Source organism: Rhizobium sp. Leaf341, assembly GCF_001424325.1.
Classification (GTDB): domain Bacteria; phylum Pseudomonadota; class Alphaproteobacteria; order Rhizobiales; family Rhizobiaceae; genus Ferranicluibacter.
Genome location: NZ_LMPE01000003.1, coordinates 724190 through 749867, shown reverse-complemented (window position 1 = coordinate 749867; position 25678 = coordinate 724190). Strand labels below are relative to the sequence as shown.

The 25678-nt window shown below is 63.5% G+C and carries 21 protein-coding genes; 13 read left to right on the top strand and 8 right to left on the bottom strand.

Annotated features, from left to right (window positions below; all coding sequences use genetic code 11):
- Positions 1 to 95: 95 nt before the first annotated feature.
- Positions 96 to 3791: a trifunctional transcriptional regulator/proline dehydrogenase/L-glutamate gamma-semialdehyde dehydrogenase gene (putA, locus tag ASG03_RS05095; RefSeq protein WP_062692634.1), complete on the bottom strand. Its 3696-nt coding sequence runs from the start codon at positions 3789 to 3791 to the stop codon at positions 96 to 98.
- Between the two features lie 211 nt (positions 3792 to 4002).
- On the bottom strand, positions 4003 to 4317 hold the full coding sequence (locus ASG03_RS05090; protein ID WP_062692633.1) for a YkgJ family cysteine cluster protein: 315 nt from the start codon (positions 4315 to 4317) through the stop codon (positions 4003 to 4005).
- A gap of 167 nt (positions 4318 to 4484) precedes the next feature.
- On the opposite strand from ASG03_RS05090, the gene ASG03_RS05085 reads away from it, so the two are divergent.
- Together ASG03_RS05085 and ASG03_RS05080 are read left to right on the top strand one after the other, a co-directional pair.
- On the top strand, positions 4485 to 5519 hold the full coding sequence (locus tag ASG03_RS05085) for a proline racemase family protein (RefSeq protein WP_062692630.1): 1035 nt from the start codon (positions 4485 to 4487) through the stop codon (positions 5517 to 5519).
- A 183-nt stretch (positions 5520 to 5702) separates the two neighbouring features.
- The gene (locus ASG03_RS05080; RefSeq protein ID WP_062470711.1) at positions 5703 to 6086 is read left to right on the top strand and encodes a DoxX family protein; all 384 of its coding nucleotides are present in this window, start codon (positions 5703 to 5705) and stop codon (positions 6084 to 6086) included.
- A gap of 75 nt (positions 6087 to 6161) precedes the next feature.
- Here ASG03_RS05080 and ASG03_RS05075 read toward each other — a convergent pair whose 3' ends face one another.
- Positions 6162 to 6596: an RbsD/FucU family protein gene (locus ASG03_RS05075; RefSeq protein ID WP_062692627.1), complete on the bottom strand. Its 435-nt coding sequence runs from the start codon at positions 6594 to 6596 to the stop codon at positions 6162 to 6164.
- The gene (locus tag ASG03_RS05070) at positions 6596 to 7828 is read right to left on the bottom strand and encodes an ROK family transcriptional regulator (RefSeq protein ID WP_062692625.1); all 1233 of its coding nucleotides are present in this window, start codon (positions 7826 to 7828) and stop codon (positions 6596 to 6598) included. Before ASG03_RS05070 ends, ASG03_RS05075 begins: the two co-directional genes overlap by 1 nt.
- Positions 7829 to 8084: 256 nt before the next feature.
- On the opposite strand from ASG03_RS05070, the gene ASG03_RS05065 reads away from it, so the two are divergent.
- The 7 genes from ASG03_RS05065 to ASG03_RS05035 all read left to right on the top strand — a co-directional run bounded on the left by ASG03_RS05065 (position 8085) and on the right by ASG03_RS05035 (position 14771).
- Positions 8085 to 9107, top strand: coding sequence for a sugar ABC transporter substrate-binding protein (locus tag ASG03_RS05065; protein WP_062470702.1), 1023 nt, complete (start codon positions 8085 to 8087; stop codon positions 9105 to 9107).
- Between the two features lie 170 nt (positions 9108 to 9277).
- Positions 9278 to 10360 (top strand): ABC transporter permease, encoded by a 1083-nt coding sequence (locus tag ASG03_RS05060; protein WP_062692623.1) that lies wholly within the window; start codon positions 9278 to 9280, stop codon positions 10358 to 10360.
- Entirely contained in the window at positions 10360 to 11157 is a 798-nt protein-coding gene (locus ASG03_RS05055; protein WP_062692620.1) for an ATP-binding cassette domain-containing protein, read from the top strand. Before ASG03_RS05060 ends, ASG03_RS05055 begins: the two co-directional genes overlap by 1 nt.
- Complete coding sequence (locus tag ASG03_RS05050; RefSeq protein WP_062692618.1) at positions 11154 to 11789, top strand: nucleoside triphosphate hydrolase; 636 nt, start codon at positions 11154 to 11156, stop codon at positions 11787 to 11789. The genes ASG03_RS05055 and ASG03_RS05050 overlap by 4 nt, the downstream gene beginning before the upstream one ends.
- 182 nt (positions 11790 to 11971) lie before the next feature.
- A complete protein-coding gene (gene pyrC / locus ASG03_RS05045; RefSeq protein ID WP_062692615.1) occupies positions 11972 to 13036 on the top strand; it encodes a dihydroorotase in 1065 nt (354 codons plus the stop codon).
- Positions 13037 to 13083: 47 nt separating this feature from the next.
- Positions 13084 to 13779 carry an orotate phosphoribosyltransferase gene (locus tag ASG03_RS05040; protein WP_062693047.1) on the top strand — a complete coding sequence of 232 codons (696 nt, stop codon included), beginning with the start codon at positions 13084 to 13086 and terminating at the stop codon, positions 13777 to 13779.
- A gap of 65 nt (positions 13780 to 13844) precedes the next feature.
- Complete coding sequence (locus ASG03_RS05035; protein WP_062692613.1) at positions 13845 to 14771, top strand: carbohydrate kinase family protein; 927 nt, start codon at positions 13845 to 13847, stop codon at positions 14769 to 14771.
- 50 nt (positions 14772 to 14821) lie between these two features.
- Here ASG03_RS05035 and ASG03_RS05030 read toward each other — a convergent pair whose 3' ends face one another.
- The 3 genes from ASG03_RS05030 to ASG03_RS05020 all read right to left on the bottom strand — a co-directional run bounded on the left by ASG03_RS05030 (position 14822) and on the right by ASG03_RS05020 (position 19364).
- On the bottom strand, positions 14822 to 15532 hold the full coding sequence (locus ASG03_RS05030) for a L,D-transpeptidase (protein WP_062470682.1): 711 nt from the start codon (positions 15530 to 15532) through the stop codon (positions 14822 to 14824).
- 319 nt (positions 15533 to 15851) lie between these two features.
- Positions 15852 to 17477: a glucose-6-phosphate isomerase gene (gene pgi, locus ASG03_RS05025; RefSeq protein ID WP_062692611.1), complete on the bottom strand. Its 1626-nt coding sequence runs from the start codon at positions 17475 to 17477 to the stop codon at positions 15852 to 15854.
- Between the two features lie 186 nt (positions 17478 to 17663).
- Positions 17664 to 19364 (bottom strand): long-chain-fatty-acid--CoA ligase, encoded by a 1701-nt coding sequence (locus ASG03_RS05020; RefSeq protein WP_062692608.1) that lies wholly within the window; start codon positions 19362 to 19364, stop codon positions 17664 to 17666.
- Between the two features lie 317 nt (positions 19365 to 19681).
- Here ASG03_RS05020 and ASG03_RS05015 point away from each other — a divergent pair, with 317 nt between their 5' ends.
- The 4 genes from ASG03_RS05015 to ASG03_RS05000 all read left to right on the top strand — a co-directional run bounded on the left by ASG03_RS05015 (position 19682) and on the right by ASG03_RS05000 (position 24767).
- Positions 19682 to 20881, top strand: a complete 1200-nt coding sequence (locus ASG03_RS05015; RefSeq protein ID WP_062692606.1) for an MFS transporter — start codon at positions 19682 to 19684, stop codon at positions 20879 to 20881.
- A 161-nt stretch (positions 20882 to 21042) separates the two neighbouring features.
- Complete coding sequence (locus ASG03_RS05010; RefSeq protein ID WP_062470673.1) at positions 21043 to 22212, top strand: AI-2E family transporter; 1170 nt, start codon at positions 21043 to 21045, stop codon at positions 22210 to 22212.
- Between the two features lie 91 nt (positions 22213 to 22303).
- Entirely contained in the window at positions 22304 to 24358 is a 2055-nt protein-coding gene (locus ASG03_RS05005) for an NAD(+) synthase (RefSeq protein WP_062693046.1), read from the top strand.
- Between the two features lie 148 nt (positions 24359 to 24506).
- Complete coding sequence (locus ASG03_RS05000; protein ID WP_062692604.1) at positions 24507 to 24767, top strand: hypothetical protein; 261 nt, start codon at positions 24507 to 24509, stop codon at positions 24765 to 24767.
- 15 nt (positions 24768 to 24782) lie between these two features.
- Here the strand turns inward: ASG03_RS05000 and ASG03_RS04995 are convergent, their stop codons facing one another.
- A complete protein-coding gene (locus ASG03_RS04995) occupies positions 24783 to 25502 on the bottom strand; it encodes a Crp/Fnr family transcriptional regulator (RefSeq protein WP_062472287.1) in 720 nt (239 codons plus the stop codon).
- Positions 25503 to 25678: the final 176 nt, after the last annotated feature.

Here is a 25678-nt window from a genome sequence, read left to right as displayed (position 1 = left end):
GACGGCGTTGTAATCCACCTCATGGCAAGAAGACCTGCAGGCGCATCCGGGCAGGACGACGCTTGGCATCGTCCGCCCGGGATGAGAGAGGCGTCTCAGCCGATCGACATCAGGCTGGCATTGCCGCCGGCCGCAGCCGTGTTCACGCTGGTGGAGACCTCCTCCAGCAACCAGTTCAGGCAATAGGCATCGGGATTGGCATCGAGTCCGTCCCGCGTTGCCGCCTGAACCAGCAGGAGCGGGCCTGGCAGTTCGGAGATCGTCCGGTTCACGGCTTTCACCCGTCCCGCATCGCCCTCAACCAGCGCACCGGAGAAGGGGCCGGCGGAAACCCAGTCGCGGGCAAAGGTGAGACGCGCCGCGACGCTTGGCGGCAGGGCGGCCAATGTGTCTTCGAGGCCGGACCCCGCGTCGATGACGCCCCGATTGCCGGTCGCCAGCACGGCCGAGATCTGGCGGATCAGGCCTTCCGCTGTCTCCGGTACCAGGAGGATGGTGCCGCGCGGGTGCAGCGCGTAGAGATTGCGCTCGCCGACCGGACCGGGCATCTCGCTGATCAGGCCGAGTGGCGATTGGCTGCCGGTCTCGCGGGCCGCAAAAGCCTCGGCCTTCCGCCCTTGGCCGTCGAGCCATTTGGCGAAATCGAGCAGGGCCGGATCGGTATGAACTGAGCTCACCTGCGGCGGAACCGGAGCCACGCGGACGAGGCGCCCGAGATAGAGCGGCCCACCGGCCTTCGGCCCCGTGCCAGAGAGACCGCGCCCGCCAAAGGGCTGGACTCCGACCACCGCGCCGATGATGTTGCGGTTGACGTAGAGGTTTCCTGCTTTGACCCGGCTTGTCACATGCGCAATGGTCTCGTCGAGGCGCGTGTGCAGGCCGAAGGTCAGGCCATATCCCGTGGCATTGATGTCGTCGATTAGCCGGTCCAGGTCGTCCCGCTCATAGCGCAGAACGTGGAGCACCGGTCCGAACACCTCGCGGGTGAGATCCGACAGACGCGTGATCTCGATGATCGTCGGCGCCACGAAGGTGCCGTGGGCGGTGGCATCCGGCATGGCAATCTGCTCGACGCGCGCGCCCTTCGCGCGCATGGCGTCGATATGCCTTTCGATTGTTTCCTTGGCCTCGGCCGAGATCACCGGTCCGACGTCGGCGGACAGCGTGTCCGTGCGCCCGATCTCCAGCTCGTGCAGGGCGCCCTTCAGCATGGCGAGCACGCGGTCGGCCACATCCGTCTGCAGGCAGAGCACGCGCAGCGCGGAGCAGCGCTGGCCGGCACTGTCAAAGGCCGAGGCGATCACGTCGGCCACCACCTGTTCGGCAAGCGCCGAACTGTCGACGATCATGGCGTTCTGACCGCCCGTCTCAGCGATCAGCGGGATCGGCTTGCCCGCTGCAGAAACGCGGGCTGCGAGCTGGGCCTGGATGAGCCGTGCGACCTCCGTCGACCCCGTGAACATGACGCCGGCCACGCCGTCGGCTCCGACCAGCGCCGCGCCCACGCGGCCGTCGCCGGGCAGGAACTGCAGCACATCCATGGGAATGCCGGCCTCATGCAGCAGCCGAACACCTTCGGCGGCGATCAGCGGTGTTTCTTCGGCGGGCTTTGCAAGCACTGGATTGCCGGCGACGAGTGCGGCGGCAATCTGTCCGGTGAAGATGGCGAGCGGGAAGTTCCAGGGACTGATGCAAACGATCGGGCCGAGCGCACCATGCGCCGGACCGAGCGTCCGCCCGGCCTGCTCCGCATAGTAGCGCAGGAAGTCGATCGCCTCCCGGACTTCGGCAATCGCGTTCGACGCGGACTTGCCGGCTTCGCGGATGATGAGGCCGAGAAGTTCCGGCATGCGCGCCTGCATGTGGTCTGCCGCACGCGACAGGCACGCGGCGCGCTCTGACGGAGCCGTTGCCGCCCATCGGGCTGCCGCTTCGCTTGCCCGCGCCACGGCCTGGATCGCGTCGGCCTCCGACGCCTCGATCACGCTGCCGACGCGATCGCGACGGTCCCCGGGGTTCTCGACAGGGCGTGCCGTCCCAGAAGACGCGCTGCCGGCAAGAAGCGGTGCCGCGGTCCAGTCGGCGCGGCCACCGGCCGAAAACGTTTGGGCCAGCATGGCCAGCGTCGTTTCGGAAGACAGATCAAGACCTGCGGAATTGCTGCGGCCGGGATAAAGTGCCGCCGGCAGGCGGATCCTGTCATGGGGCGCGCCGGGAGCCGCCATGCTGCGCACGACCTCCACCGGATCGGCGATCAAGTCGTCGATCGACACGGCAGGATCGGCAATGCGGTTGACGAAGGACGAGTTGGCGCCGTTTTCGAGGAGACGCCGGACGAGGTAGGCGAGCAGGGTTTCATGGGTTCCCACTGGCGCATAGATGCGGCAGGGCCGATCGAGCTTGTGTGCGCCGACAACCTCGTCATAAAGCGGCTCGCCCATGCCGTGCAGGCACTGGAACTCGTAGTCCCCAACCGTGAACTCCGGGCCGGCCATGGCATGGATGGTGGCGAGGCTCTGGGCATTGTGCGTGGCGAACTGGGGGAAGATCACATCCTTGGCCGCGAGCAGCTTGCGCGCGCAGGCGATGTAGGAAAGGTCCGTGTGGATCTTGCGGGTAAACACCGGGAAGTCCTCGAGCCCGTCCACCTGGGCCCGCTTGATCTCGGCATCCCAATAGGCACCCTTGACGAGGCGAACCATCATCCGATGGCCGGACCGCCGCGCGAGGTCGATGATCACGTCCAGAACCATCGGGCAACGTTTGCCATAGGCCTGAACGACGAAGCCGACGCCATGCCAGCCCGAAAGATCCGGATCGAGCCGGAGGGCCTCCAGAAGATCAAGCGACAGTTCCAGCCGGTCGGCTTCCTCGGCGTCGATATTGAGGCCGATATCATAGTGCTTGGCGATCAGCGCCAGCGCTTTCACGCGCGGCAGCAACTCGCGCATCACGCGGGCAGCCTGCGCCCGGACGTAACGGGGATGCAGAGCCGAGAGCTTGATGGAAATGCCGGGCCCCTCGTAGATACCCCTGCCGGCGGCGGCCTTGCCGATCGCATGAATGGCGTTTTCGTAGTCGGCATAATAGCGCTTGGCATCGGCCGCCGTCGTCGCGGCTTCACCGAGCATGTCGTAGGAGTAGCGGAATCCGCGGGCCTCCAGCGGCCGCGCCCGCTTCAGGGCTTCCTCGATCGTTTCGCCGGTAACGAACTGCTCGCCCATCATCCGCATGGCCATGTCGACGCCACGCCGGATGACGGGCTCGCCGGCACGGGCGATGAGGCGCGTCAGGGCCGCCGAGAGACCGCGATCATTGACGGTGGAGGTGAGCTTGCCGGTCACGACGAGACCCCAGGTGGCCGCGTTGACGAACAGCGAGCGTCCGCCACCGACATGGGAGCGCCAGTCGCCCGTAGCAATCTTGTCGCGGATCAATGCGTCGCGTGTGGCCGTATCGGGAATGCGCAAAAGAGCTTCCGCAAGGCACATCAGCGCCACGCCTTCCTGGCTCGACAGGGAGTACTCGTGCACCAACCCCTCGACGCCGGAGCCCTTGTGCTTGGCGCGCAGCGCGGTGATCAGCCCGCGCGCCGTCGTTGCAGCCTTCGTGCGGACGTCGTCCCCCAAGGTTGCCTGCTCGAGGAGCGCCGCGACGCAGGCAGCCTCCGGCTGGCGATAGGCGCGCGTGACGGCGGCCCGCAGGGGCGTGGGTGGCGAGATCGGGGGCGCAAAGGCCTCAAAAGGAAGCGGCATCGTGTCGAGGGGGGACTTCAGCGACGTCTGGCTCATCGGGAGGCCTTTTCAGATGCGAAAACAGGAGCGTAAGGAGGCGATTAAACTGACGGCGAGAATACGGCCGGACGCGCCGCATCACCATCCGGAAAAAACGCTCTGGCACCTCATGATCCACGCCCGAAGATGCCTTTGAGCGGGATAGATGCGGCGCCTTGCCGAATACGCCGAGGGATCGCCTGCAGTTCAGATCAGAAGGTGCAGACGCCTAAAGCAGAACATGCGCCGACAAAGCCTGTCGGGCTGTCAGACACTCGTCGTCGCCCGGCATGCACGTGCGGCAGACAATCGGCCTTGCAGCATAGATGCCGCAGCCGACCCGCTGTCCGAGCACGCCGGACAAGGCCGCGCAGCGGTCGTTCTCGCAGCGCATGCCGCCGAGATCGGCGGAGATCAGGTCGTCCGGAATCCGGGCAAGCTCCTCCTCGGTCTCCATCGAGAAGCGCGGCCAAGTGGCAGAGTAGGCGCAACAAGCCCCACAGCTCTGGCAATCGAAATCATCGGTCGGAACGGCAGGCATCATGACGCCTTGTCTACCATGCAAACCCCCTTGGCGCCATGCGCACATAGCCATGAGACGGTTCCCCCGGATAAAGGAAGTCCTAGGCAAACGGTCGCAACGCAGGTAAACAGCGTTGTACACAAATTGTCGCCACGTAGCTCCGGCGTGGCTTGAAAGGGCATGGCACCATGAGATGGAAGCGCACGATCCAGTTGCTGGATGTTCATTGCGAGGGCGAGATCGGCAAGGTTGCCATCGGTGGCGTGCCGAAAATCCCGGGCAACACGATCGCCGAGCAGCTCCACCACATCAATACGGTGGATGACAGCCTGCGACGGTTTCTCTGCCTCGAGCCGCGCGCTGCATCCATCGGATCGGTCAACTTGCTGGTGCCGGCCAAACGTCCGGAAGCCGATGCCGGCTTCATCATCCTCCAGGCCGACCAGGCACATGCCATGTCGGGCTCCAATTCCATCTGCGTCACCACGGCGCTGCTCGAATCCGGCATCGTCGAGATGAAGGAACCGGAGACGGTGGTCATGCTCGACACCGCCGCCGGCCTCGTCAAGGCGACGGCAACCTGCCGTGACGGTCGGTGCGAGCGCGTCAAGCTGACGATGACCCCGTCCTTTGTCCAGGCGCTGGATGTCGAGGTGGGAACCCCGCAATGGGGCACGATCAAGGTCGATCTCTGTTATGGCGGCATCTTTTATGCGCTGGTGGACGTCCACCAGATCGGCACGACGATCGAAAAGGCCAATGCCCGCGAGATCGTGGAGGCCGGAATGATCATCAAGGACATCGTCAATCGCACCATCCCGACGGTCCATCCCGAAATCCCCGAGATTTCCGGCGTCGCCTATGTGATGTTCCGCAGCACGGAAGCCGACGGCACGGTGCGCACCTGCACGACGATGTGGCCCGGACGCGTCGATCGCTCTCCCTGCGGAACCGGCAGTTCCGCCAATCTCGCAACGCTTCATGCCCGCGGTCTCGCCAAGCCGGGCGATGTGTTCAAGTCCCGCTCCATCATCGGTTCGGAGTTCGAGGTCGGTCTCGACAGCGTGACCGAGGTTGCCGGCCGCCCGGCCATCATTCCGACCATCTCTGGACGCGGCTGGACATTCGGCCTCCACCAGGTCGCGCTCGACCCCTTCGATCCATTGGCCGAAGGCTTCGCTCTCACCGACACCTGGGGCCCGCAGGCTGGCGAGATCCGCTAGCCGCCACAGCCACCTCGCTGTGTCACGCATCGCGTCGACCGTGAGGCATAAGTGTCGCCGGCGGTTGACGATAAGCGGCTATCGTTCGCTGCTTGTTGACGATGTGTCGTTGAGCTGCAGGCTATGTTCGTCTCATATTGCTGTTAAAGCTTGGCCATCGTCGCCTCAACGGAGCCCACTTCCATGTCCACCAGCGCCATCGTCCTCGTCGGACGCATTCTCCTCTCCATCATCTTCATCCTGGCCGGCTTCGGCAAGATCACCAATCTGGAAGGTACAGCCGGCTACTTCGCCGGATCGGGCCTGCCAGTACCGATGGTCACGGCCGTTATCGTGTCGATCGTCGAGCTCGTCGGCGGCATCTTCATTCTCGTCGGCTTCTTCACCCGCCCGACAGCTTACGTCCTTGCCGCATTCTGCATCGCCACAGCGTTCATCGCGCACTTCAACTTTGCCGACATGAACCAGATGATCAACTTCCAGAAGAATTTCGCCATGGCTGGCGGCTTCCTCGTGCTCGCAGCCTTCGGCCCCGGCGCACTCTCGGTTGACGCGCGTCGCGCCTGATTGCCCCCAATCTGAATCGTTAAAAGCCCGCCGGATCGATAATCCGGCGGGCTTTTTCGTGTCGTCAGCTGTGGATCAGCCGGCGGGGTAGATGACGCCCTTGCGCAGGATCATGTTGCCGTAGAGGCGAGGCTCGCTGGTCTGCACCACGGTATGCGCCGCCTTCACGCGCGGGTAGAAGTCCGCCCCCAAGAGAGGCACCACGGTTCTGCCGGGCTCATGGCGGGCACAGCAGGCGATCAATTCTTCATGGACCGGGTCGAGGCTCTCGCGGTCCTGCTTCACCGTCGCGCGAAAGATCGCCGCGTCCACGAAATCGTCGATTGGCATGACGCTGAGAATGGCATCGACCACCGGCACCACGCCATGGCCGTCGAGGCGGACCAGACGGCGAGCATGTTCGAGTGCCGGGTAGTTGCCATCCACGATGGCGATCTCGTCGCCATGACCCATGGCGCGCAGAGTGGCGAGCAGGTCGGGGCTCAGAAGGGGTGAAAGACCTTTCAACATCAGGCAGGTTCCTTGAAGAGGATATTGGTGTCCAGGAAGTAGCGCGAGAAGAGCGGCAGGCTCGCCCCGCCGATGGCGCGCGCCTCGGCGCCGACAGCACCTTCGATGATGTCCGGCACGATCACACCCTGAAGGTCGAGGTCGTTGACGGCCACGCGCGTGGCCGCGACGATGCGCGCCCGAACCCAGCCGGGAAATCCGCCGTCGATCACGGCCGCGGCGAAGTCGATGATCGAGGCCGCCGAGATGATCGCGCGCGCCAAGGCTTCCGCCGTCTGCACGATCCACGCCTCGAGTGCTTCCCCGAAGTCGATCCATTCTTCGGCGGAATACCACAACGGTCGCGCATCGATGCCGCGCTCCCGCAACATGTTTTCGAGCACAAAGATCGACGCCACCTTGAGGAGCGGCTGCGTGCGCCCGTCCGGCCCCGGCACCTGCAAAGGTCCAAGCGCGCCCGCGGTTCCCGTCCGGCCGGAAAACAGAGCGGAGTTCAGAACGATCCCGCCTCCGATGAACGAGCCGATGTAGAAATAGATGAAATCCGGATAATTGGCGCCGACGCCGAACACCAGCTCGGCGCCGCAGGCACTTGTGGCGTCGTTCTGAAGATAGACTGGGTAGGACGTGCGCTCCGACACTGCAGCCTGCAGGTCGAAATGGCGCCAACTCTCCATGGCCTCGCTCGGAGCGCCCACTTCGGGCGCCCAGTTCCAGAGTTCGAACGGCGTGCCGATGCCGATGCCGGCGATGCGTGAGCGTTCGTCGGCACCAAGCATGTGCTCCAGCTGCGCAACGCCCTCTGTGATGAACGCGAGGATGTCGTCCGGCATCGGATAGGGATAAGCCCGGTGCAGGTTCAGGCGGATCGAGCCGACGAAGTCCATGAGAATGAGATCCGCGCTGCGCCGGCCGATCTTGACGCCGAAGGAGAACACGGCGGACGGGTTGATATGCATGGGGACGGAGGGTTGCCCGACGCGCCCGCGTGTCGGCTCGCCTCGGATCAGCAGGCCATCCTTCTCCAGTGCCCGCATGATGACCGAGACCGTCTGTGCCGAAAGACCGGACCGACGCGCGATGTCGGCTTTGGAAAGACCGTCATGCCGACGCACGAGCGACATGACCAGTCGTTCATTGTGTGCGCGGACCCGCGTCTGATTGGCTCCGCCGGCCGGATCCACGACATCGGGCATCACAGGCAGAGTCTCCTGATCGGTCACGGCGGTCATTCCCCATCCTCCCGTTCCAGCGCTACGCTGGAAGTGTCCCTGCGCTTTCTGTGCATGCGAGGCATGCGTGTGCACAATCGACGGGCAGAGAATGCCACAAGATTTTAATAAATCAATTTGATTTAGTTATTGACACGCAAAAAGCTTTGGTGTTTGCTCGCTAACGGAAGCGCGGTTTAATTGCGGAGGACGTAACGATCGCGAAGCCTGACGGGCCGGGAACCCGGTCCACCATTTGATCCTTGGGAGGATATCCATGAAGAACCTTATCACCGCCGGCATCGGCGCGCTGGCGCTCGGCGTCGTTTTTGCAGGTTCGGCACAGGCTGCCGACGTTACCGCCTGCCTCATCACCAAGACGGATACGAACCCCTTCTTCGTCAAGATGAAGGAAGGCGCTGAAGCCAAGGCGAAAGAACTGGGTGTGACGCTCAAGGCCTACGCCGGCAAGATCGACGGTGACAGCGAAAGCCAGGTTGCCGCCATCGAAACCTGCATCGCAGATGGCGCCAAGGGTATTCTGATCGCCGCTTCGGACACCAAGGGCATCGTTCCCACCGTGAAGCAAGCACGCGACGCCGGTCTTCTTGTCATCGCGCTCGACACGCCGCTCGAGCCGGCCGACAGCGCTGATGCCACGTTCGCGACCGACAACCTGCTCGCCGGCAAGCTGATCGGCCAGTGGGCTGCCGCAACCCTCGGCGATGCTGCCAAGGACGCCAAGGTCGCCTTCCTCGACCTGACCCCGTCGCAGCCTTCCGTCGACGTCATGCGCGACCAGGGCTTCATGATGGGCTTCGGCATCGATCCGAAGGACCCGAACAAGATCGGTGACGAGGACGATGCCCGCATCGTCGGCCACGACATCACCAACGGCAACGAAGAGGGCGGCCGCACCGCCATGGAAAACCTTCTCCAGAAGGATCCTACCATCAACGTTGTCCACACGATCAACGAGCCGGCTGCAGCCGGTGCCTACGAAGCGCTCAAGGCCGTCGGCCGCGAGAAGGACGTGCTGATCGTCTCCGTCGACGGCGGCTGCCCGGGTATCAAGAACGTCGAGGACGGCGTAATCGGCGCGACCTCCCAGCAGTATCCGCTGCAGATGGCGGCCCTTGGCGTTGAGGCCATCAAGAAGTTCGCCGATTCCGGCGAAAAGCCGAAGCCGACCCCCGGCAAGGCCTTCTTCGACACGGGCGTTTCGCTCGTCACCGGCAAGCCTGCTGCAGGCGTCGAGTCGATCGACGTCAAGGCTGGCAAGGACAAGTGCTGGGGCTAAGCCCCGACATCGATGCGACATGCGAGGGGCGGCTTCGGCCGCCCTTTTGCCAAACGCCGCCTTGTTTCACACCAAGACAATCTTGACCCGTCATCCCGACGAAGCGCCCGGCCTGCTTTGATCTCCTGTCCGAGATCATTCGCAAAGGCCGCCAAGCGGAGGATAAATTGATGAGCGAGCCAACAGCCGCTGCGCGGCCCTCGCAGGACTTCGAGTCCGTCCTGTCCGGCAGTTCCAAGACGGTTGCGTCTTTCGACACCGATCGCAAGACGCCCGTCCAGCACTTCCAGCATTTCCTGCATTCGCGGCCATCCGCCGTGCCCTTGATCGTGCTCGTGCTGTCGCTGGTCGTCTTCGGCTCGATCCTCGGATCCAAGTTCTTCTCCGCCTTCTCCCTGACGCTCATCCTGCAGCAGGTTGCCATCACCGGCATCATCGGCGCCGCCCAGACGCTGATCATCATGACGGCGGGCATCGACCTCTCGGTCGGCGCCATCATGGTGTTGTCGTCCGTCGTCATGGGGCAGTTCGTGTTCCGCTACGGTCTTCCGGCGGAACTCGCCATCCTCTGCGGCTTTGCCGTCGGCGCCGCCTGCGGCGCGATCAACGGGTGGCTCGTCGCCCGCATGAAGCTGCCGCCCTTCATCGTCACGCTCGGCATGTGGCAGATCATCCTTGCCTCCAACTTCCTCTATTCGGCCAACGAGACCATCCGCAGCCAGGATATCGAGGCGACCGCGCCGCTGCTGAAGTTCTTCGCCGAACCCGTCCGCCTCGGCGGCGCCGTGTTTACGTATGGCGTCTTCGCCATGATCCTGCTCGTCATGCTGCTCTGGTATGTGCTGAACAAGACCGCCTGGGGCCGTCATCTCTATGCGGTCGGCGACGATCCGGTGGCTGCCGAACTGGCCGGGGTCAACGTCAAGCGCATGCTTTTGTCGGTCTACACCATTTCCGGCATCATCTGCGCGCTCGGCGGCTGGGCCCTCATCGGGCGTATCGGCTCTGTCTCCCCGACGGCCGGCCAGTTCGCCAACATCGAATCCATCACGGCCGTGGTGATCGGCGGCATCTCGCTGTTCGGCGGACGTGGCTCCATCATGGGCATGCTCTTCGGGGCGCTCATCGTCGGCGTCTTCCAGCTCGGCCTGCGTCTCGTCGGCACGGATCCGCAGTGGACCTATCTCATGATCGGCGTTCTCATCATCGCCGCCGTAGCAATCGACCAGTGGATCAGAAAGGTAGCCGGCTGATGAACGCGCCCTCCTATTCCGAAGCTCCCATCCTTACCGGCCGCGGCCTCGTCAAGCGCTATGGTCGGGTCACGGCTCTCGATCACGCGGATTTCGATCTGCACAAAGGCGAAATCCTTGCCGTCATCGGCGATAACGGTGCCGGCAAGTCGTCCCTGATCAAGGCCATCTCCGGCGCAATCCGGCCCGACGAGGGGGAAATCCGTCTCGATGGCCAGCTGATCAGCTTCAAGTCGCCGATCGAGGCGCAGAAGGCCGGCATCGAGACGGTGTACCAGAACCTTGCCGTCTCCCCGGCATTGTCGATCGCCGACAACATGTTCCTCGGCCGCGAGATCCGCAAACCGGGTGTCCTCGGGTCCGTCTTTCGCATGCTGGACAAGAGTGCAATGGAGAAATTCGCGCGCGACAAGCTGTCCGAGCTCGGCCTGATGACCATCCAGAACATCAACCAGGCGGTGGAGACCCTGTCCGGCGGCCAGCGCCAGGGTGTGGCCGTCGCTCGTGCCGCCGCCTTCGGTTCCAAGCTCGTCATTCTCGACGAGCCGACCGCGGCCTTGGGCGTCAAGGAAAGTCGGCGGGTGCTGGAGCTCATCCTCGACGTCCGTTCGCGCGGCATGCCGATCGTGCTTATCTCGCACAACATGCCGCATGTCTTCGAGGTCGCCGATCGCATCCACATCCACCGCCTCGGCAAGCGTCTCTGTGTCATCAATCCGAAGGATTATACGATGTCGGACGCCGTGGCCTTCATGACCGGCGCCAAGGAGCCCCCGCGCGAGGCTCTCGCGGCATGACGCGGTCCGTCGGCGAGACCGCCGATCTTGTTCTTGAGCGGGCGGCGGGTGCCGCCCGCTTCATCGTGGCCATTGCCGGTCCTCCGGGGGCCGGCAAATCGACGCTTGCCGATGCGCTCCACGCGGAGCTGGCCGGTCGTGGGGAGACGTCGGCCGTCCTCCCCATGGACGGCTTTCATATGGACAACGGCATCCTAGAGGCGCGCGGCCTGCTGGCGCGCAAGGGAGCGCCCGAAACCTTCGACGTGCGTGGCTTTCTCGACATCGTCACGGCGGTGCGCCGCAGCGACGAGGAAGTCCTCGTTCCGGTCTTTGACCGCACGCGCGAAATCGCCATTGCATCGGCCCGCCCGATCTCGTCGGACACACGTTTCATTCTTGCGGAGGGCAATTATCTCTTGCTCGACGAGGCACCGTGGACCCGGCTTGCGCCGCTCTTCGACCTCTCGATCTTCGTTGGCCCGACCTATGCCGTCCTCGAGGAACGCCTGCGTCAGCGCTGGATCCACTACGGGCTCGACGAAGTGGCCATCCGGTGGAAGCTTTACGGCAATGATCTGCCCAACGGCGAGCGCATCTGCAACGGTTCACGGCGGGCCGATATCATGCTGGACGTCTTCGAGCAGCCGTGAGCGCAAAGACCATCCGGCCCGCAACGCGCGGTGCAATCTGACCATTGTCATCTGTGGCCCGATGAGGCAAACGGGAACCGCTGTCCCAAAGCAAGTCGGGAACGGCACGATCACGGAAGCGATGCAGAGTGTCCCGGCTCCCTTCAGAGCGTTGGGGCGATCGGCACGAGGAGAGGCAGGCGATGAGCGATTACCGGACGACAACCCTCACCATCCGCCGGCCCGATGATTGGCACCTGCATCTGCGCGACGGCGCCATGCTGGAGGGTGTGCTTCCCGACACCAGCCGCCACTTTGCCCGTGCCATCATCATGCCCAATCTGGTGCCGCCTGTGGTGACCACCGCGGATGCCGCCGCCTATCGTGCCCGCATCCTTTCGGCACTGCCCGCCGGCGATCGCTTCGAGCCTCTGATGACGCTTTATCTCACGGAGCATACGGACGCTGCGGATGTCACCAAGGGAAAGAGAGACGGACTGATCCATGCGGTCAAGCTCTATCCCGCCGGCGCCACGACGAACTCGCATGGCGGCGTTCGCGATCTTGAAAAGGTCATGCCGGTGCTGGAGACAATGGCCGAGATCGGCCTCCCGCTCTGCGTCCACGGGGAGGTAACGACGCCGGAGGTGGATATCTTCGACCGTGAGGCTGTCTTCATCGAAACGGTTCTCGACCCGTTGCGCCGCCGCCTGCCCGAGTTGAAGGTGACGATGGAGCACGTAACGACGCAGGACGGCGTCGCGTATATCCGCAGCGCAGACCGGAACCTCGCCGGCTCGATCACCACCCATCATCTGATCATCAACCGGAATGCGCTCCTCGTCGGGGGCATTCGCCCGCATTATTACTGCCTGCCCGTCGCCAAGCGCGAAGTTCACCGACTGGCTCTGCGCAAGGCCGCGACGTCGGGCGATGCCCGGTTCTTTCTCGGCACCGACAGCGCCCCGCATGTCGATCCGCTGAAGGAATGCGCCTGCGGCTGCGCGGGCGTCTATACGTCGGTCAACACGATGAGCTGCCTTGCTCATGTGTTCGAGCAGGACGACGCACTCGACAAGCTTGAAGCTTTCGCGTCCCGCAACGGTCCGGCCTGGTACGGATTGCCTGTCAACGACGAGATGATCACACTGACGCGCCACGACGCGCCGGTCGCTTATCCCGCAAAGATCGAGACCGGGGCGGGGCCGGTTACCGTGTTCGACCCGATGTTCCCGCTGCACTGGGCCGTGGATCAGATCCAGGGCTGACGCACACGACACCTTGTTCTGACCCATTCACCAAGAGGAACCGCATGATGATCCCCACTTCCTTCCCCGATAAGGCCGTCATGGCCGAACTGCTGGCGAAAATGCTGTGGGAGATCAAGGCGGTACACTTTCGGGCTGACCAGCCCTACAAGCTTGCCTCCGGCATGGCGAGCCCGGTCTACATCGACTGCCGCAAGCTGATTTCCTATCCGCGCATCCGCTCCGCGGTCATGGATTTCGCGGCCGTCACCGTCATGCGCGAGGCGGGCTTCGAGCGGTTCGACGTCATCGCCGGCGGGGAAACGGCCGGCATTCCCTTCGCCGCCATGCTGGCCGAGCGCCTCAGCCTGCCGATGATCTATGTGCGCAAGGCACCGAAGGGGCATGGACGCACCAACCAGATCGAGGGGCACATGCCGGAGGGCGCCCGGGTTCTCGTGATCGAGGATCTGACAACGGCCGGCGTTTCGATGTTCACCTTCATCGATGCGATCCGTGCGGCCGGTGGTGTGGTCGATCACGGCATGGCGCTGTTCTATTACGATATCTTCCCCGAGGGTCGTGCCAACATGAAGAAGAAAGGCATTACCCTCCACAACATCGCCACCTGGCGCAACGTGCTGGCCATCGCCCGCGAGGACAAGCTTTTCGATGTGGAAACGCTGGCCAGCGTCGAGGCCTTTCTCGATGCACCGCTGGAATGGTCGGGCCGTCACGGAGGCATCTCCGCTTTGGCGGGCTAAGGTCCGAAAGTGGCCGTCTGGCCGGCAAATGTCTCGAAACGCTCAACGTCCCAAGAGGAAGACCCATGATCATCTGCTGCGGTGAAGCCCTGATCGATATGCTCCCGCGCGAATCCACGCTCGGCGAGCCTGCCTTCGCGCCCTATGCAGGCGGCGCCATTTTCAACACGGCGATCGCGCTCGGGCGCCTAGGCATCCCCACCGGCTTCTTCACCGGCCTTTCGACCGACATGTTCGGCGATATTCTCCGCGAAACCCTGAAGAGCAGCAGTGTGGATTTTGCGCCGTCGGCCACATCCGATCTGCATACGACGCTGGCCGTCGTCAAGCTGGTCAACGGCTCCGCGACCTACGCCTTTTTCGATGAGAACAGTGCAGGTCGCATGATCACGGAGGCCGATCTCCCGGCGCTCGGCGATTTCTGCGAGGCTCTGCATTTCGGCGCCATCAGCCTCATTCCCGAGCCCTGCGGCTCGACCTATGAAGCGCTGATGACGCGCGAGCACCGGAAACGCGTCATCTCCTTCGATCCGAACATCCGCCCGGGCTTCATCCGCGATGCCGAGGCCCACAAGGCGCGCATGCTGCGCATGGCCGCCATGTCGGATATCGTCAAGTTTTCCGACGAGGATCTCGACTGGTTCGGCGAAGAGGGCGATCACGAAACGCTGGTCGGCCAATGGCTTGCACGCGGGCCGAAGCTCGTCGTCATCACCAAGGGAGCCGAGGGCGCCGACGCCTACACGGTGCGGGGGAAAGTCTCCGTTCCCGGCGAGAAGGTCACGGTGGTCGATACGGTCGGTGCCGGCGATACCTTCGACGCCGGCATTCTGGCGTCGCTGAAGATGAACAACCTTCTGACAAAGGACGCCATCGCGACGTTGAGCGACGATGCCATCAAGGCTGCTCTCACGCTGGGGGCAAAGGCCGCTTCCGTCACGGTCTCGCGCGCAGGCGCCAATCCGCCTTGGGCATACGAGATCGGCCTCTAAGCGGCGTACGGCCTTCGGCGCGTCCACAGGCGGGCGCGCCGACATGATTTCTATTGATGCACGACGATACGCGCGTGGTAGGGCACGCGATCGTAAAGATCGATGATGTCCTGGTTGATCAGGCGCACGCAGCCGGACGAGACCGCCTTGCCGATCGACCGCCATTCCGGGCTGCCATGCAGGCGGTACAGCGTGTCCTGACCGTTCTGAAAGATATAGAGCGCGCGGGCGCCAAGTGGGTTTTTCAGACCCGGTTCCATGCCGCCGTTCTCGATCGAAAAACGGGCAAGCTCCGGCTGGCGTGCGACCATTTCGTTCGGCGGCTTCCAGCGCGGCCAATGCTGGCGCCAGTGGATGGTGCCTTCGCCCTGCCAGGCAAATCCTTCGCGGCCGATGCCGACGCCATAGCGCATGGCCGTGCCACCGGGCTCGGTGATGTAGAGAAACCGGCCGGGCGTATCCACGACGACGGTGTTGTCCGGCTCGCCCGTCGTGTTGGCGACGCGTTGGCGATAGAAGCGCGGATCGATGTCCTGATAGGGGATGGCGGGAATGAGGATGCCGTCATCTTCGACCGGGCCGTACATGACGGCAAGCTCTGCGTCTGTCGGCGGCAGGATCGGACGGCTGATCACGGGCGGAACCGGCGCGTTGCGGACGCCCGTCGAGGTCGTGCATCCCGCCAAGGTCGCGGCGGTGGAGATCGCGCCCAGCAGAAAGGTGCGGCGCGAGAAGGGATCGGCAAGGTAGGTCGATGTCATGAAAAGTGCCCCGGTGAGCCCTGATCTCTAGTCTCAGGCGGCAGAGGCACAAGGCGTGATCCGATCACGATCGCCCGAACTCAACGTAAGTCAGCCGAAACACGGCCGGTGTCGCTGGGGGGCAACAGTTTTCCCCTCCGTCAGGACCATGCACTTGTCCTGACCTTGGGCCGGCGGGTTCTGTGCCAGATCGGCGAATCGCTCCTTCAACCCTGCCATCCCGACGCCGGGCCTCGCCCTGCGGCAGTGGGCGACGCGATCTTCCCCCGTGGGGGAAGATCGTTTCTGCAGGAAAGTCTCTTTTTCGCGGGGGCAAGCCTTATGCCTTGGCGGCGAGCAGTGCCTTCACCAGGCCGGCGGTCGAGCTGTCGTGGCCTTCAGCACTTTCCTTGCCTTCGACGACCGGCAGCAGACCTGTTGCCAGTTCCTTGCCAAGCTCCACGCCCCACTGGTCGAAGGAGTTGATGTTGAAAAGCGCACCTTCGACGAAGACGCGATGTTCATAGAGCGCGATCAGGCGACCGAGCGCATAGGGCGTCAGCTTGTCGTAAACGATCGTCAGCGAAGGGCGGTTGCCGGTGAACACGCGATGCGGCGCAATGTGGTCGGCCTTGGCATCGTCCATGCCCTTGTCGGTCAGCTGGGCCTTCGCCTCCTCCAGCGTCCGGCCCTTCATGAGGGCTTCCGACTGGGCCAGGCAGTTGGCAATCAGCAAGTCGTGCTGGTGGCGCAGGGTCGGCTCATGTGCGTTGGCCGCGATCATGAACTCGGCCGGGATCACCGTCGTGCCCTGATGGATCAGCTGGTAGAACGCATGCTGCCCGTTGGTGCCCGGCTCGCCCCAGACGACAGGGCCGGAATTCCCCTCGACGGGGGTGCCGTCAAGCGTCACGCCCTTGCCGTTCGATTCCATGTCGAGCTGCTGCAGGTAAGCAGGGAAGCGCGACAGGCGCTGATCGTAGGGCAGGATGGCGCGGGAGGGATAGCCGAGCACGTTGCGATGATAATAGCCGATCAGGCCAAGCAGCATCGGCAGGTTCTGTCGCAGCGGGGCGGATTTGAAATGCTCGTCGATTGCATGGGCGCCGGCCAGGAATTCGCCGAACTTCTCCTTGCCGATCGCGATCATCAGCGGCAGGCCGATCGCCGACCAGATGGAGTAGCGTCCGCCGACCCAATCCCAGAACCCGAAAATGCGATCGCTGGCGATGCCGAAGGCTGCGACTTTGTCGAGTGCCGTGGAGACCGCGCAGAAATGATGGCCAACGGCGTCTTCGCCGAGCGCCTTTGCGATGAAGGCGCGCGCCGTCTGCGCATTGGTCATCGTCTCGATCGTCGTGAACGTCTTCGACGCGACGATGAACAGGGATGTTTCCGGGTCCAGCAGCTTCAGCGTATCGGCGATGTGGGCGCCGTCGATGTTGGAGACGAAATGGGTGCGCGGACCGTCATGCTCCGGCGCAAGCGCAAGCGTCGCCATGACAGGCCCGAGATCGGAGCCGCCAATGCCGATGTTGACGATGTCGGTGATCTTCTTCCCGGTCGCGCCGGTCAGGGTGCCGTTGCGGATCTTGTCGGAAAAGGTGCCCATGGCGTCGAGCACGGCATTGACGTCCGGCATCACGTCCCGGCCGTCGACCATGACAGGCGTGTTGGAGCGGTTGCGCAAAGCCGTATGAAGGACAGCACGGCCTTCAGTGAAATTGATCGGTTTGCCGGCGAACATCTCGTCGCGCTTTTCGGTAACCCGGGCAGCCTTCGCAATTGCCTCCAACCCGTCCAGAACACGCTCGTTGACGGCGCATTTGGAGTAATCGAACAGAATATCGTCGAGCGTGACCGAAAAGCGCTGGAAGCGCTGCGGATCCGCAGCGAAGGCTGCACGAATATCGGTGGCGTCTGTTTCGGTGGCGGTGCTCTTCAGCTCTTCGACCAGCGCTTTCATCATCGGCTCCTCGGGCAGTTCCGGTAAAAGCCTTGGCGCTTGCCCGGACATGCTTTCAATGGGTTTTTATCAGCCGCGATAGCTAGTGCGTTTGGTCACAGCAAATCAAGCCTTGGCGCCCGAATTTCACGGGCAGCCGGCCATCTCCACCTGTGCGGCATGCAGCTGTGCGCGCTGCCAGCCTCTTCAGGTGCGCAGGTCTTTCCGCAGGATCTTCCCGACATTCGACTTCGGCAATTCGTCGCGGAACTCGATGAAGCGCGGTCGCTTGTAGTTCGTCAGCCCGTCGGTGCAGTGCGCGCGAAGCTCGGCCTCCGTCAAGGCAGGATCACGACGAACGACAAACAGCTTTACCGCTTCTCCCGAACGCGCATCCGGAATACCGATGGCCGCGCATTCCAGAACGCCGGGATGCGACATGGCCACTTCCTCGACCTCGTTCGGAAAAACATTGAAGCCGGAGACCAGAATCATGTCCTTCTTGCGGTCCACGATCTTGATCAGCCCTTCCGGGCTCATTCGGCCGATATCGCCGGTGCGGAAGAAGCCATCTGCAGAAATTGCCTGCGCGGTTTCCTCAGGCTTGTTCCAATAGCCGGCCATGACCTGCGGCCCGCGAATGCAGATCTCGCCGATCTCGCCGATCGGCACGGACACATCCGCCTCGTTGCGGATCTCGATGTCGGTCGAGGGCAGAGGCAGGCCAATGGTTCCGGTAAAGTCCGGCAGGTCGAGACGGTTGGCGCTTGCGACAGGCGACGTCTCGGACAGGCCATAGCCCTCCTTGATCGGGCAGCCCGTCACTTTCTCCCAGCGCTCCGCCACCGGACGCTGCACGGACATGCCGCCGCCAAACGTCAGGACGAGCGAGGAAAAGTCGAGCGCCCGAAAGGCTTCGTTGTTCAGAAGGGCGTTGAACAGCGTGTTGAGCCCGGGGAAGATCGTGACCTTGTGGCTCCCGAACTCCTTGACCAGGGACGGTATATCGCGCGGGTTTGGAATGAGCACGTTGTGTCCGCCAAGCACGAGGCCCATCAGCCCGTTCACGGTGAGGGCAAAGATATGATAGAGGGGCAGGGCGCAGAGAAACACGAGGGTCTCCGGCCTCGGCTTGTTGGTGAAGGCCGTTTCGACCCAGAGGCGCATCTGCGCCGTATTTGCCAGCAGGTTGGCATGCGTCAGCACGGCACCCTTGGAGACGCCGGTGGTGCCGCCCGTATATTGCAGGAATGCGACATCCTCGGCTTTGATCTCCCGCTTCGCCAGCGTGAGCCGTTTGCCCATGGCAAGCGCAGTGTTGAACCTGACATGGCCGGGCAGCGACCAGGCGGGCACCAGCTTCTTCACCCGTCGGACGATGATGTTGACGAGCAAGCCCTTCACGCCGAGCAGATCGCCCATCGAGGCGACGACGACATGCTGCAGAGCCGTTTTCGAGGCCACCTGTTCGACCGTGTGGGCGAAATTTTCCAGAACGACGATCGCTTTCGCGCCGCTATCCTTCAACTGATATTCGAGCTCGCGTGGCGTGTAGAGCGGGTTGACGTTGACGACCACGAAGCCGGCCCTCAGGATCGCAAAGATCGTCACCGGGTTTTGCAGGACGTTCGGCATCATGACGGCCACGCGATCGCCCGGCTTCAGCCCGGTCGATTGCAGATGGGCGGCAAACGCATCGACGGTCTTTGCAAACGCGCCGAACGTGAGCGTCGTGCCCATGCACGTATAGGCCGGGCGGCCCGCATTTTTTTCGCACAAGACCTCGAACATATGGCTGAGAGACACGTAGGGGCTGGCGCCGATCTCGGCCGGCATGCCCGACGGGTAGGACGCAAGCCAAGGCCTGTGCGGCGACATCAATGGCGTCCGGCTGGCCGTATCGGGCATTTTGATCCTCCTCGAGCCGGTTGTGAGCCGCCGGCGATCCCCAGATGGCGCACCTCTCCCGAGTGGCCTGCTTGAACTCTATGCTCTTCTGCACGCGCTTCAAGCGACGTCAAAAATATATGACCTACACGTAAGCGTCAACAAGGTATGTTGCTCAGGCATGGGAGGCCTTCGATGTGTGCATGGCTGCGTACCAATGCTTTGCGGATGCACTCGATACGGTCTACGCCTCGTTCCACGACTCAGCCTCATTCTCCGCCAGTGCCGACTGAGATTTTTCCTGGAGGCCGACCCGGTCTCGACGCAAGGTCACCCCCATGTCCGACACCGCGCTTTCATCCCCCCGCACGGTCCGCTTCGGAGGGATCTCCATGGCGGAGGTCGCCTTGGCCGTGGGCGGCTTCGGAATCGGCACCGGAGAGTTTGCCATCATGGGCTTGCTGCCCCAGGTCGCGCAGGACCTGCATGTCTCGGTGCCGCATGCCGGCGTCGTCGTCAGCGCCTATGCCCTCGGCGTCGTCGTCGGCGCGCCTCTGATTGCGGTGATCGCGGCCCGCTATGCCCGGCACGTCGTGCTTCTGACCCTCATGGCCCTGTTTGCGGCGGGCAATATCGCCAGCGCCTTGGCGCCGTCTTTCAACCTGCTGGTCACGGCCCGCTTCCTTGCCGGCCTGCCTCATGGTGCTTACTTCGGCGTGGCCGCGCTCGTGGCGGCAGGCATGGTCGCGCCGCACCAACGCGGACGCGCCATCGGACGGGTCATGATGGGCCTCACGCTGGCAACGCTCGTGGGCACGCCCCTGACCGCCTGGTTCGGCCAGGCGCTGGGGTGGCGCGCCGCCTTTGCCATCGTCGGCGGCATCAGCCTTCTGACCATCGTGCTGACCATGCTTTTCGTGCCCAGGGATCGGGCCGATGCCGCAGCCTCGCCGCTGCGCGAGCTTGGGGCGTTGAAAAAGCTGCAGGTCTGGCTGACGCTCGGCATCTGCGCCATCGGCTGCGGCGGCATGTTTGCTACGTTCAGCTACATCACGCCGGCCCTGACGGACGTTGCAGGTGTTTCGCTGTCCCGCGTGCCTCTGATGCTGTGCGTCTTCGGCGCCGGCATGATCCTTGGAAACATCATCGGCGCGCGACTGGCGGACTGGTCTCTGATGAAGGCGATCGGTCTCGGCCTCGTTTTCAATCTGGCAGCCCTTCTGCTGTTCGCCGCCACCATGAACTCTCCCGCCATGGCGACGGTCAACATTCTCTCGATCGGCTTCGCCTTTCTCATGGTGCCGGCCATGCAGACCCGTCTGATGGATGTTGCTGGCGAGGCGCAAACCCTGGCGGCAGCGCTCATGCACTCTGCCTTCAATCTCGCCAACGCGCTTGGCGCCTGGCTCGGCGGCGTGGCCATCGCCGCCGGATACGGCTGGACCTCGACCGGCTTGGTCGGCGCTGTCATGGCCGTGTTCGGCATCGGCATCTTCGCGGTCTCGGTGGCCGTCGAACGCACGTCGCGTGCTGCCTGAAGCTCGTCCGCCGAGCCGCCCGTTAAGCTGTCTGTCGAACAGGACCAATGGCGCCGCCACATTTTGGCGCCGATTTTGCAATTGTCATCCCGCGCGCGCCCTTCGGCTGTTATAGAAGGTCGATCGGACAATTGCAGGCGGGAGCCTGACGGAGGTAGTGGGTGCGCCATCGCGAATTGGAAAACCAGTCGGCAGAGCCGCGGCTCTTTGGGCGTCCAGCCTATGATCGCTCGGCGCTGGTGGGCCCCGCATCCGCGGCGCGATGGCTTCTCGTCTTCATTCTCCTGGCCGGTGCCTATTTCTTTCATGGCTTCCTTGTCCCGGTTCTCGCAGCGGTCGTCATCGGCTTCGCCAGCTGGCCGCTCTACCGACGCCTGCTGATCGCCGTAAAGGGCAACCGCACCATCGGGGCGACGATTGCGATCATCCTCGTCATCGCCTTTATCGTCACGCCCGTGACATTCGCCGCGATCTATGCCGTCGACGAGTTTCGCGGCTGGGTCGGCTGGGCCGTGGAAGCCAACTCCGTCGGTGCCGATGTGCCCGCCTGGGTCCTGCAGCTGCCGTTGGGCGGCGCCTGGCTCGGCGAGCAATGGGCAAAGCATGTCGGGCATCCCGGCGCGCTCGGCGAACTCGTGCAGCTGGTCAGCGGCTCCAACATCGGCAGCATCTACCGGGGGGCGCTCGTCGTCGGGGCGGGGGCCGCGCGCTCACTGCTGACCTTGCTCTTCATGCTCATCACCCTGTTCTTCGTCTACCGCGACGGCGAAAAGTTCGTGGCGCAACTGGACCGGCTCGGGGAGCGGATCCTGCCCATGCGGTGGGAGCGCGTATCGCGGATCGTGCCGCTGACCATTTCCTCCACCGTGACCGGCATGGGCCTCATCGCCATCGGGGAGGGGATCGTTCTCGGCGTCGCCTACTGGATCGCCGGCGTTCCGTCGCCGGTAACCCTTGGCATCATCACCGGCTTCATGGCGCTCATTCCGGGCGGCGCGCCTCTCTGCTTCACGCTCGTGTCGGTCTATCTGCTGGCCAGCGGTGCGCCGCTGACAGGGCTTGCGCTTTTTGCCTGGGGCACCATCGAACTCTTCATCGTCGACAAGACGCTCCGTCCCCGCCTGGTCGGCGGCCCGATCAAGCTGCCGTTCCTGCCCACCTTCTTCGGCCTCGTCGGCGGGGTGAAGACCATGGGTTTCCTCGGCCTGTTCGTTGGTCCGGTGCTCATGGCGCTGATCGTCGCGATCTGGCGCGAATGGCTGCATGACGTGGCGGTGCCGGCGCAGACGCCGGCCCAGGCGCAGACAGCCACGTTGATCAAGCAGGCCTGACAGACCGGTAAAGCAAAGAACAGAGCCTTTCCCGGACGAGCTGACTGCCTTAAGTATCATGGCGACAGTGATCAACACGGGATGCGTGCCGGTGAATTTCTTTTCAGCCTATGATCAGGGTTTTGTGCGCGTTGCCGCCTGCACGCCGCGGTGCGAGGTCGCCGATCCCGCCTTCAATGTCGACCAGGTCATCGTGCTTGCCCGCGAAGGCGATGCCCGATCCGTGGGACTGATGGTGTTTCCCGAGTTGTGCATATCCAGCTACACGCTCGACGATCTCCTTGGCCAAGCCGCGCTGCACGAGGCGGTGGACATGGCGCTGGCTCGTCTTGTGGAAGAAAGCCGCACGCTGTCCCCGGTTCTTCTCGTCGGCGCCCCCCTTCCTCAGAATGGCCGGCTCTACAACTGCGCGCTGGCGATCCATCGCGGTCGTATCCTCGGGGTCGTGCCGAAAAGCTATCTGCCGAACTATCGCGAGTTCTACGAGAAGCGCTGGTGCGCGGCCGGGCGCGACATCCGCGGCGAGAGCATTTCCGTGGCCGGGCAGGTGGCACCCTTCGGTGTGGACCTCCTGTTCTCGGCAACCGACATCCGCGGTTTCGTCTTCCATATCGAGATCTGCGAGGATGTCTGGGTCGCAGCATCGCCGAGCGACTTCGGTGCGCTCGCCGGCGCGCTCATCCTCACCAATCTCTCGGCGAGCAACATCACGGTCGGCAAAGCCGAGACCCGGCGCCAGCTGGCGGGCTCGCAGTCCAATCGTTGCTTTGCCGCCTATGTCTATGCGGCTGCCGGCCCGGGGGAATCCACCACGGACCTTGCTTGGGACGGTCAGGCCTGCATCTACGAACTCGGCCACTTCCTGGCAGAGACCGAGCGGTTCCCCGACGGCCCGCAAATGTGCGTTGCCGATATCGACGTCGATCGTCTGCTGCTCGAGCGCCTGCGGACCGGCACCTTCAACGACGCCGCCAACCACCAGCATCGGGCCGATCGCACCTTCCGCACGATCGATTTCCTGTTCGAGCCCAACCGGGGCGATATCGGGCTCGAACGCGGCATCTCACGCTATCCCTTCGTGCCCGCGGATGCCGCGCGGCTCGACCAGGATTGCTACGAGACCTACAACATCCAAGTCCAGGGCCTGATGAAGCGCCTCCAGGCGACCGGCATACGGAAGATCTGCATCGGCGTCTCCGGGGGGCTCGACAGCACCCACGCCCTCGTCGTGGCTGCCCGCGTGTTCGATCAGCTGGGCTTGCCGCGTTCCGGCATTCTTGGATTCACCATGCCGGGTTTCGCCACGGGCGACGTCACAAAGACAAACGCCTGGAAGCTGATGCGATCGCTCGGCATCACCGCCGACGAGATCGACATCAAACCCCTGGCCGAGCAATTGCTGAAGGATCTGAAGCATCCCTATGCCGAGGGTAAGCCGGTCTACGACATCACCTTCGAAAACGTGCAGGCAGGCCTGCGAACGGACTTTCTGTTCCGCGCGGCCAACCGCTATGATGCGCTGGTGCTGGGAACGGGCGACCTTTCGGAAATCGCGCTCGGCTGGTCCACATACGGCGTGGGCGACCACATGAGCCACTACAATGTCAATGCGTCCGTGCCGAAGACGCTTATCCAGCACCTGATCCGCTGGGTCATCGCCAAGCAGCTGTTCGATCCCGAAACGAACGCGACGCTGGCCGACGTTCTCGATACGGTCATTTCACCCGAGCTCGTGCCCGCCGACGAGACCGGTGCGATCCAGAGCACCGAGGACAAGATCGGCCCCTATGCGCTGCATGATTTTGCGCTCTACTACATCACCCGCTTCGGGCTGAAACCGTCGAAGGTCGCCTTCCTCGCCTGGCACGCCTGGCATGACGCGAAAGCAGGCAAGTGGCCGTCCGGCTTCCCCGAGGAGAGCCGAGGCGCCTATGATCTCGCGACGATCCGCAAATGGCTGGAAGCTTTTCTATTCCGGTTCTTCACGACCAGCCAGTTCAAGCGCTCGGCCTCCCCGAATGGCCCGAAGGTCACGTCCGGCGGCTCCCTGTCGCCGCGCGGCGACTGGCGCGCCCCGTCCGACGGCAATGCGCGGCTGTGGCTGGACGAACTGCGGCGCAATGTGCCGGACAACGAGGAGGCCTGACGGCCCCTGCCTTGCCCTGGCGTCCTTCTTGCCCAACCCGCATCGCGATGTTTGCGATCGCCTCCAAGGTTTTGCTCCCTATTTCTGCGAATTGAGAATCGGCCCGTTTCCGTCATCATGACGGCAGGTCGATTGTCTGGGGCGAGAGATGGGGCTGAGACTTGTCAGGGATGACGCGGGAGACCGCGTCGAAGCGCCGATCGGCATGGGTCACGTGCATGCGGAAGCACGCCGGCGGATAGTGGCTCTCGGCTACGACCGTCACCGCGCACGGGCGCTCGCCACCGGCAGCGATATGCCGCGCGACATCCACATCAAGCATTTGCAGATCATGGCCGTTGCGATGGCTTTGTGCAGCCTTGAGACCATTCCCGAGGACTACCGTTCGGAGATGTACTGGCCGACATGACGTTGCCCGGACCGCTCAACGCGGCTCCACGGTCAGGCTGAGATAAGTCGGATCGAAATCCGCGATGTTCCGCAATTCATCCCAGTCGAGGATCGTCACCGTATGGTTGATCCAACTGATCAGCCCGTCCTTGCGCAGGTTCTGGATCGTGCGGTTCATGTGAACGAGCGAGAGCCCAAGCACGTCCGCCATCTCCCCCTGCGAGAGCGGGAAGTAAAAGCTCAGACCCTGAGTAAGGCCCATGGCCTCCAGTCGCATATGCAGTTCGCAAAGCAGGTGGGCGAGGTGCGCCCGCTTGGAGCGGCGGCCCATGGCGACAATCCACTCGCGATGGATCGCGCCGTCGATAATCGTCTTCAGCCAGAGCAGACGCGTCAGGTGCGGCGCCTTCTCCGTCACCGTCTGAAGGTCGGTATGGTCGATCTGCATCACGCGGCAGGGGGAGAGCGCGATGATCCCGTGGTCCATCGTCTTTAGAAGGAAGGCATGCAGATCGACGAAGTCGCCGGGCACATGCAGGGCGGTGATTTGCCGCGTGCCGTCGGGGGTAAGCTTGTAGCGTGCCGCGAAGCCCTCGACCAGCTGCGTGCTATAGGTCGGTCGCGAGTTCTCCGACACGAGATCCTCATCCACCTCGTATGCGCGCTCGCGCGCAGCCAGCGATCTCAGAAGACTCTGCTCATCCTCCGATACAATGTCGTGGTTGGAGAGGTTCCGAATGAGAATGTCGATCACGATAAAGGCCTTCAAGAATAAAACATATGAACAAGCCGCAACGGACCCGGAGACGCAACCGCTGCGGAGGACCCTGTCGGCTAGCGCATCACCGATGCATTTTAAACAGTGGCATCTGAAAAACGGCAAGCGCAAAAAGCAGGATGTCGTCAGCTGCGCGTGCTTCGCGATGGCAG